7 protein-coding genes are annotated in these 8,569 nt (G+C 38.0%); 6 read left to right on the top strand and 1 reads right to left on the bottom strand.

Annotated features, from left to right (window positions below; genetic code table 11):
* The 5 genes from G466_RS0118590 to hisS all read left to right on the top strand — a co-directional run.
* A partial coding sequence (locus G466_RS0118590) for a c-type cytochrome (protein WP_026814972.1) occupies window positions 1-1,442 on the top strand: 1,442 nt, incomplete at its 5' end.
* Window positions 1,443-1,454: 12 nt separating this feature from the next.
* The gene (locus tag G466_RS22700) at window positions 1,455-2,702 is read left to right on the top strand and encodes an FG-GAP repeat domain-containing protein (protein WP_051315775.1); all 1,248 of its coding nucleotides are present in this window, start codon (window positions 1,455-1,457) and stop codon (window positions 2,700-2,702) included.
* A gap of 43 nt (window positions 2,703-2,745) precedes the next feature.
* Window positions 2,746-3,753: a metallophosphoesterase family protein gene (locus G466_RS0118580; RefSeq protein ID WP_026814971.1), complete on the top strand. Its 1,008-nt coding sequence runs from the start codon at window positions 2,746-2,748 to the stop codon at window positions 3,751-3,753.
* A 352-nt stretch (window positions 3,754-4,105) separates the two neighbouring features.
* Window positions 4,106-4,576, top strand: a complete 471-nt coding sequence (locus G466_RS0118575) for a DUF6495 family protein (protein ID WP_026814970.1) — start codon at window positions 4,106-4,108, stop codon at window positions 4,574-4,576.
* Between the two features lie 58 nt (window positions 4,577-4,634).
* Complete coding sequence (hisS, locus tag G466_RS0118570) at window positions 4,635-6,011, top strand: histidine--tRNA ligase (RefSeq protein WP_026814969.1); 1,377 nt, start codon at window positions 4,635-4,637, stop codon at window positions 6,009-6,011.
* An 82-nt stretch (window positions 6,012-6,093) separates the two neighbouring features.
* On the opposite strand, the gene G466_RS0118565 is transcribed toward hisS, so the two are convergent.
* A complete protein-coding gene (locus G466_RS0118565) occupies window positions 6,094-7,182 on the bottom strand; it encodes a M42 family metallopeptidase (RefSeq protein WP_026814968.1) in 1,089 nt (362 codons plus the stop codon).
* 104 nt (window positions 7,183-7,286) lie between these two features.
* Between G466_RS0118565 and G466_RS0118560 the strand changes: the two genes are divergently transcribed.
* Window positions 7,287-7,997, top strand: coding sequence for a DUF4294 domain-containing protein (locus G466_RS0118560; protein WP_026814967.1), 711 nt, complete (start codon window positions 7,287-7,289; stop codon window positions 7,995-7,997).
* Window positions 7,998-8,569 lie beyond the last annotated feature (572 nt).

Here is an 8,569-nt window from a genome sequence, read left to right as displayed (position 1 = left end):
GGACGTTGGAGGCGGTAGATATGGCGAATGCGCAGACCATTGGTTTGCTAGTAGCAGCTTGTAATCCACCTCTAGAAGGCAATGCCATGGGCGGGGCTTATGAGCGTAATTTTGAAAGGTACCTTGCTAGAAAAGCCCTTGAGAATTATCCAAAAGAATTATTGGCCTTTATCCAGTCTCCTACAGCTAACGATTACGAGAGTTCCAATTTAATATGGGCCAGTCAGGCACTATCCAAACCAGAAAGGGAGCGGATTTTCGTAGATCTTTGGAAGAAAATGGATAACAAGGACCTGGACGAGCCTACCTTTAAGATTGTGGCGGGAATGCTGGATAACCGAAATGTACTGAATAGTGTTCGGCCAGTGTTGGAGGATAATAATAAGGCGGTAGAACATGTATCCCTTACCTTAAAAAATTTAGGATCGGTACAATCCAAGGAATTGACGAACACATTAAAAGGCCCTATAAAATCCTTATTGAAAAGTGGGGATCTCTCCAAGCAGATGTTGGGATTGGAAGCCGTAGGGAAACTAAATGTAGATGGCTTAAGAAATGATGTTTTGCCGTTGATCAAAAATACCTCTTCCCCGGAAATGATTAATTTGGTGATGTCTGCACTTAGGAAAAGTCCTTCTGAAAACAAAGCTACTTTTATCCAAATTGCAAAAATGGATGAGCTGGATATCGAGTTAAGGGCTTCTGCGGTACAGTCGGTAGCTATTGCAGATGTAAATTCTGCTCATAATATTATGGAGAACTGGCTGCCCAATTTGGATGTAGCCCAAAAGAAGAGCGTGGTTCAAATAATAGCCTCTTCCAAAGAAGGAGGGACGCTTTTAAAGGAGTTGCTAGATAAGGAGCTGATCAGTGCCAACGAATTCGACTATTCAAGTGCAGAAAGAGTATACCAATCCGATACAGAGGATAAAAGGGGAGTTGATCTTTTTGAACAGGTTAAAAAGAGGGCAGAAGAGGAAAAGAAAGGCTTGGAGTCCAGATTGGAACGATTTATGGCGATTGCGGAGAAGGGGGAAGGTAATCCCGAAAATGGTGAAAAGTTATTTCAAACCTGTCTCTTATGCCATAGTGTAGGGGATAAAGGATATGACTATGCACCAGCCCTGGATGGATCAGCCTTGAGGGAGAACGAAGCCCTTTTAACGGCAATTCTAGATCCCGATGCCGCTTTGGAAAGTAGCTATGCAATCTATAGGGTTACCAAGAACGATGGGAGCAATATAGAAGGATATTTAGTTAAAAAGGACGAAAGAGGGACTACCATCGGATTTATGGGAGGTACCAAACAGTTTGTCCAAGCATCTGAAATTAGGTTCGAAGGTTTCCTGGGTGGACGTTCCTTTATGCCCAAAGGGCTGATTGATAGCTATTCGGACGAACAGGTTTCTGATCTGTTGGCATTTATCAAGACATTAAAATAGTTTATAAACTAAATGAAATTCTTTAAACACACCTTATCAATTATACCTTATTTAATACTTGTTTCTTTAAAGGGGCAGGTAAAGGAAGTGCCTCCTACATTGGTGTCTTTTGAAAAAATTCAGTTGTCGGACAAGTACGTTTCCGAAGGAGCCTCTATTGCAGATATAGATGACGATGGACACCTAGATATTATTGCTGGTTCTATATGGTGGAAAGGCCCCGATTTTAAGGAAGCTTTTGCCTATGCCCCTGTAAAATACTTTCCTATAACCGGTCCGGGCTTAGAGGGTTATTCTACTAATTTTTTCACATTCCCTTCTCACATAGATGGGAACCGTTGGATAGATATCCTTCAAGTAGGGGTTCCAGGTACGGATAGTAAATGGGTTAAAGATCCCGCTAAAATATCGCTACCTCTTTCTTCGGTAATGGTAGAAGGACCAACTTATTTGAACGCTCTGAGGAATGTTTGCCATGAATCTCCTGCTTTTGTGGATGTAACAGGAGATGGAAGAAATGAACTTCTTGCTTTCAGCGAAGGAAGGTTGGTTTTAGGTATGCCTCCTTTAAATAACAGAGAAGATTGGTTAGCTCTATCTATTTCCGAAAAAGACCCTCAACGTTTTCCTGTGTATTCCCATGGTTTAGGAGCGGGAGATATTAATGGGGATGGACTGATGGATATAATTGAGAAAAGTGGATGGTGGGAGCAACCAGAAGACTGGGATAAAAGCACTCCTTGGATTTATCATGAATATCCATTTTCTCCTGGAACAGGAGGCGCCCAAATGTATGCTTTTGATATTGATGGCGATGGAGATAATGACGTGGTGACGTCCATGGACGGGCATGGATATGGACTTTCTTGGTTTGAGCAAATTGAGAACAATGCAAAAATCAGTTTTAAGGAACATGTTGTGATGACTGATAGGGCAGCAGATAATCCTTATGGGGTTTCTTTTAGTCAATTGCATGCTCTTGAAGTTGCGGATATTGATAATGATGGCATATTAGATATCATCACTGGGAAATGCTATTATGCCCATAATGGACGTGATCCAGGAGCCGAAGATCCAGCCGTACTATATTGGTTTAAAACTTTGAGACATCCAAATGGTTCGGTAGAATTGGTTCCTTATTTAATAGATGATAATTCCGGGGTGGGACGACAGTTTACTACGGGAGATCTCAATGGAGATGGGAAGATCGATATTGTGACCTCGAATAAGAAAGGAGTACATGTCTTTATTCAGGAATAGAAGTAAGTATAACAGTAAATGATTAGCTAATAAATTGAATTGGATGAAACGTCGAGAATTTATTAATCGTGTAGGAGTAGGAGCAACCGCTTCATTGGTGCCTTCCACACTATTATCTTTTACACCATCACTTTTTTCTGAACTAAGTAAAAGACCATTGAGTTTTGGTATCGTATCCGATGTACATAAGGATTTAATGCCCGATGCCGATCAACGTTTAGAAACTTTTATAAATAAGGCTATAGATAGGAAAGTAGATTTTATTATTCAAATGGGGGACTTCTGTTTTGCAGAGACTAAAAACAAAGGCTTTTTAGATATTTGGGAACAGTTTAAAGGGCCCAAGTATCATGTTTTGGGCAATCATGATATGGATAAAAATTCTAAGGAGGAAATGCTGGATTTCTGGGAGATGCCAAAAACCTATTATTCGTATGATTTTGAGGGCTATCATTTTATAGTGCTAGATGCTAATTTTTTATATCAAGATGGGAAGTTTATAGACTACAAAAACGCCAATTTTTATATAGATGATAGTGCAAGAACATATATAGACAATGAACAAATAGAATGGTTTAAAGCCGATTTGGAAGCCACAAAGTTTCCAACATTAGTATTTTCACATCAAAGTTTATGGCACTACCAAGGGGGTGTTAAAAATCGCCTAACGCTTCAGAAAATTATGGAATTTTATAAAGAGAAGGTAATCTGTTGTTTAAACGGACATAATCACTTGGATTATCATTTTCATCAGAATGGAATTGATTATGTAGATATCAATAGTATGTCTTATCAATGGTTATCGGATAAATATAAAAGCATGGAACGTTTTCCAAAAGAACTTTATGAGGAGTATGCTAATCTTCCGCATATAGGAGCATACAAGGATCCGTTGTATGCATTTGCTACAATAAACCCTGAAGGTACTATGGAAATAGAAGGGGTTAAGAGTACATGGATATCCCCTTCTCCCTATGATATGGGTATGCCAAAAGGAATTGATGGCATGGTATATTCTGCTGAAATATCCGATTACCAAATTAAATTTTAATAACTAGGAATGCAAAATCATGTGGTTGATTTTTATTGAAATAAAATTTAAATCCAGTGTATACTCATGAAGACATCTAGGTAGTGAGGTGTTTTTCACTTATTTAACGCCTTAATTAATGGTGCTCTCAGTTGGAGTTGGGTGTTTTACCTTTTATACTTTCATATTAAAAAACAAGATTTTCAAGGGATTGGATCTTTTTTCTAATGTTATTTCTTTAATTGATTCTTAAAAGGGCGTGCAAATCGCTAAGCCTTCTTATTTTTGCAAATTATTAGGCGCTACCGCCAATTACGGGCGCTGGGATAGACAGAGGGGTTAATAAGAAGTACCCAATGTAAAATTGTTATAAATGAAGTATACAAGACTTACTAAGGAACAACTGGAAGAACTACACCAAGAATTTATTAATTTTTTAGCAACCCAGTCGATTACTGCTGATGAATGGGAAACCTTAAAAAGGGAAAAACCTCATGTTGCGGAAGATGAGTTAGATGTGTTTAGTGACCTTATTTGGGAAGGCGTGCTATCCAAGATAGAATACCTTGAAAATATTTCGGCTCAACATATGTACCTGTTCCAATTATTAGAAAAGGAAATAAAACTTATTTCGGTGAAGGTATTGAATCCTGATATTGACCTAACCACCAAGGAAGGTTTTGCCTGGTTTAAGAAAAATTATAACTCCGACTTTGTGGAATATTTAACGGCATCTAAAGTCTATTCAGAGGACAAAAATCTGGATAAATTTAACCTTATTAAGCAAGGGGCAGTTATAACCAAAGGTGAACTTTATCAGTGGTTTGATCAATTAATAGGTTAAATACACCAATATTAATACGAAAATAGAATATCAATCAAGTTACAATAGAATTTAGATCATGGCACAGAAACCATCTATAGCGAAGGGAACACGAGATTTCTCCCCGTCCGAAGTGAATAAGCGTAATTATATCATGGATGTGATAAAGAAGCATTTTAAAACTTTTGGATTTCAGCCAATCGAAACTCCCTCGTTTGAGAATTCGGATACCCTTATGGGAAAGTATGGGGAAGAAGGAGATCGCCTGATCTTTAAAATATTGAACTCGGGAGATTACCTGAGAAAGGTTGACGAAGAAGTATTGACCAAAAAAGATTCTAATTCGCTTACGTTTAAAATATCGGAAAAAGCATTGCGTTATGATCTAACTGTGCCTTTTGCCCGTTATGTGGTAATGCATCAGAACGAGATTAGCTTTCCTTTTAAAAGATATCAAATTCAGCCTGTATGGCGAGCCGATAGACCACAGAAAGGAAGGTTTAGAGAGTTTTTTCAATGCGATGCTGACGTTGTGGGGTCCGACTCCTTATTACAGGAGATAGAATTAGTACAATTATATGATGCTGTTTTTACTGATTTAAAGTTAGAGGGAGTAACTATAAAACTGAACAATAGAAAGGTCCTAGCTGGTATTGCTGAGGTTATTGGCGAAAGCGATAGATTGATCGATTTTACCGTAGCTCTAGACAAACTGGATAAAATTGGAATAGAAGGTGTTTCCAAGGAAATGGGTGAAAAAGGAATTTCAGAATCGGCTATTGAAAAAGCGTCGCCTTTATTTTCTCTTAAGGGAACCAATCTAGAGCAACTTAATATCCTTGGTGAATTGTTAAGAGAGTCAGACCTAGGAACAAAAGGGGTAGAGGAACTTACCTTTATTATTGAGGCTTTGGAATCGTTAGGTTTACAGTCCGCCAATTTAAAAATTGATGTTACACTGGCAAGGGGGCTTAATTATTACACTGGAGCTATTTTTGAAGTAGCAGCTCCAGAAGGGGTAAGTATGGGCTCTATAGGAGGTGGAGGACGATATGATGACCTTACAGGAATTTTTGGTTTAAAGGATGTAAGCGGAATCGGTATATCCTTTGGTCTAGATCGAATTTACTTGGTGTTGGAAGAGTTGGGGCTTTTCCCCGAAACTGCGGATAGTTCGTTGCAGGTACTCTGTGTGAATTTTGGAGATAAAGAAGCAATGGTATCGTTAAAGTTGGTAAATCAACTTAGGAAAAATGGTATAAGAGCAGATTTATATCCCTCAAGCGCCAAAATGCAAAAGCAAATGAAATATGCTAATAACTTAAATGTACCATACGTGGTATTGATTGGAGAAAAGGAGTTGGAAGCACATTCCTTCGTGGTTAGGGATATGATAAAAGGGGGACAAACAGAATATAGTTTTAATGATGTAGATCAGTTCTTAAAGCAATTGTAATCTCCAGGGCGACTTATGCTCTCTAAATAATAAAAGGTTTAAAAAAATCCTCCCTTTCGGGGAGGATTTTATAGTTTCTAGCTTAATCGAAGTAGCTAAAAGTTTCGTCTGGCTTAATATTTAGAATTGTCTCATAAATTAATCTAATCACATTTTCCACATCATCCTTATGTACGGTTTCTACTGTAGTGTGCATATACCGTAGTGGCAATGATATTAAAGCAGAGGCCACTCCGCCATTGCTATAGGCAAAAGCATCGGTATCTGTTCCTGTATGTCTTGAGGACGCCATACGTTGAAATGGAATTTTATTAGCTTCCGCGGTTTCAATTATACGTTCCCTTAGCTTGTTTTGTACAGCCGGAGCATAGGAAATTACGGGGCCTGCGCCAATCTCTGTGTGCCCTTGTTTCTTTTTCTCGATCATAGGAGTGGTAGTATCGTGGCACACATCAGTCACTATAGCTACATTAGGTTTAATAGTATGGGTGATCATTTCGGCCCCTCTTAGGCCAATCTCTTCCTGAACGGAGTTGGTAATGTACAATCCAAAGGGCAATTCTTTTTTATTTTCATGCAATAGTCGTGCAACCTCTGCAATCATAAAACCGCCAATACGGTTATCAATAGCGCGGCAAACGTATTTGTCCTCATTTAAAATTTGAAATTCATCAGGATAAGTAATCACACAGCCAACGTGCACCCCTAATTTCTCTACCTCTGCCTTGTCCTTGGCGCCTACGTCTATAAAGATGTTGTCCAATTTTGGTGGCTCTTCCTTAGAGTTATCCCTGGTGTGTATGGCCGGCCATCCAAATACACCCTTTACAATTCCATTTTTAGTATGGATATTGACCCATTTCGAAGGTGCAATTTGATGGTCACTGCCTCCATTTCGAATAACATATATAAGACCGTTGTCGGTAATATAGTTAACATACCATGAAATTTCATCGGAATGCCCTTCAATAACTACCTTGTATTTTGCATCAGGATTGATGACTCCTACTGCGGTACCATAGGTATCCGTAATATAAGTGTCCACATAAGGTCTTATATATTCCATCCATAATTTTTGGCCTTCCCACTCATAGCCGGTAGGAGACGCATTATTTAAGTATTTCTCTAAAAAATCAATAGATTTCTTATTAAGAATTTTCTTTGTGCTCATTTACTTATAGTTTAAATGCAAACTTAACAATATTCACTTTTATTTAATAATATCCTGCTGGCTTTATCGTTAATTTTGGCGCAGGTTTAGAGATTTAGAATGCGATGGTAAGAAAAATATTAATTATGTTGTGTGGATTTATTGGATTCTTGGGTGTTTCCCAGGTTCCGGATGAACCAATGGACTCCATTTCCCAACAATATATTATTATGGAGGGGGATTCCGTTATGCAGAGTTCTATAGCCTTGAATGAAGTTTATGTTTTTGGTAAGCTGAAATTTCAAAATTATAATGATAAGCTTCGCTATTATATTTTAAGGAGAAGGACGATAAAAGTGTATCCATATGCAAAATTGGCCGCTGAAAGACTGGTAGAACTGAATGATAGCCTAGTGTATATTAAGAAGAATAGGCATAAGAAAAGATTTACACGTAAAGTTCAGAAGTTTATTGAAGAAGAATTTTCTGAGGAGTTAAAGAAGTTGACCCGTAGTGAAGGGCAGATTTTGGTAAAGCTGATATATAGGCAAACCGGTACTACGGCTTTTGACCTAGTAAAGGAACTGCGAAGTGGTTGGCGAGCCTTCTGGTACAATACCACTGCAAAAATGTTCAGTATAAGTATTAAAGAAGAGTTTAGGCCCGATGTAGTTCATGAGGATTATCTAATAGAGGATATTCTACAACGTGCATTTGCAGACTTTACGCTGGAAAGACAACCGTCTGTATTGGAATTTGATTATGCAACCCTAAGTAATATCTGGAAGGATAGCGCAAATAATAAAGATAAGGATAGTATTAATACAACGAATTAGATGGGGGAATCAGCTCTAAAGAAGGCATTTTATGATTTTGTCTTCTAAAGGAGTTCTATAGGATGTAGAGAGGAAGTTTATAAGTAGCCATATTTCTTTTTTGGTAATTCTAAAAAATGTATTATCTTGTTCTTCCTTTTTTGAAGTAGCAAAAACCTGTTTTTCAGGGATTTGTATTTTGGCTTCAAAAAAAGTCGAAAAAAGATTTCAAAAAGGGTTGTTATATCGAAAAAGGGGCGTAGATTTGCACGACGCGATTAGCGCGTGAGCGAGCAGGCGATTAAGATCGCCGCGTTTTTTGAAATTCCGGACCGATTTGACAAGCTAAAAAAGAAAACGAAGTTTTTCTAAAAAAAGGTTTGTCAGTTTAAAAAGAGGTTGTATATTTGCAGCCGCTTACGGAAACGGAGCGAAAATAAAAGACAAATAAGTTCTTGGACATATTGTAAAGACAGCGTATTTCTGATCTGGCGACAGATCGGGGATATTGAAAAAAGAAACCGAAAATACGAGCTGGGCATTTAGCTTTTAATGGTTGATCGAAGTAATTTAAGAATCAACGATGAAGAGTT

It is taken from the genome of Arenibacter certesii DSM 19833, from assembly GCF_000429545.1.
GTDB lineage: Bacteria > Bacteroidota > Bacteroidia > Flavobacteriales > Flavobacteriaceae > Arenibacter > Arenibacter certesii.
Note: the sequence above shows the minus strand (reverse complement) of the source record. Positions and strands in the feature narration are given on the sequence as shown.

Bases quoted from the DNA above. Each gene is read 5' to 3' on its own strand.
- hisS (WP_026814969.1), top strand. From the start codon at position 4,635: ATGGCACAGAAACCATCTATAGCGAAGGGAACACGAGATTTCTCCCCG.
- G466_RS0118565 (WP_026814968.1), bottom strand. From the start codon at position 7,182: ATGAGCACAAAGAAAATTCTTAATAAGAAATCTATTGATTTTTTAGAG.
- G466_RS22700 (WP_051315775.1), top strand. From the start codon at position 1,455: ATGAAATTCTTTAAACACACCTTATCAATTATACCTTATTTAATACTT.
- G466_RS0118575 (WP_026814970.1), top strand. From the start codon at position 4,106: ATGAAGTATACAAGACTTACTAAGGAACAACTGGAAGAACTACACCAA.
- G466_RS0118580 (WP_026814971.1), top strand. From the start codon at position 2,746: ATGAAACGTCGAGAATTTATTAATCGTGTAGGAGTAGGAGCAACCGCT.
- G466_RS0118560 (WP_026814967.1), top strand. From the start codon at position 7,287: ATGGTAAGAAAAATATTAATTATGTTGTGTGGATTTATTGGATTCTTG.